Origin of the sequence: Streptomyces sp. SID12488, from assembly GCF_010548275.1 — a bacterium.
Classification (GTDB): Bacteria; Actinomycetota; Actinomycetes; order Streptomycetales; family Streptomycetaceae; genus Streptomyces.
This window is the reverse complement of record NZ_JAAGLT010000178.1, coordinates 1-379: the sequence shown is the minus strand read 5'-3', so window position 1 is coordinate 379 and position 379 is coordinate 1. Positions and strand designations below refer to the sequence as shown.

Here is a 379-nt window from a genome sequence, read left to right as displayed (position 1 = left end):
GGACAAGCTGCGCGGGCTGCTCGCGCAGGGCGTCGACTGCTTCAAGACCGACTTCGGCGAGCGGATCCCGACCGACGTCGTGTGGCACGACGGGTCGGACCCGCAGCGCACGCACAACTACTACACGCACCTGTACAACCGGAGCGTGTTCGAGCTGCTCGAGGCCGAGCGGGGCACGGGCGAGGCGGTGCTGTTCGCGCGGTCCGCGACGGCGGGCGGTCAGCAGTACCCCGTGCACTGGGGCGGCGACTGCGAGTCGACGTTCGTGTCGATGGCGGAGTCGCTGCGCGGCGGGCTGTCGCTCGCGCTGTCGGGCTTCGGGTTCTGGAGCCACGACATCGGCGGGTTCGAGGGCGTGCCGGACGCCGCGGGGTTCAAG

At 71.2% G+C, this 379-nt stretch carries 1 protein-coding gene; it reads left to right on the top strand.

Translation table 11 applies throughout. The features are described 5' to 3' along the window. On the top strand, window positions 1-379 hold a 379-nt coding region (locus G3I56_RS43075; RefSeq protein WP_275406989.1), incomplete at both ends, for a TIM-barrel domain-containing protein.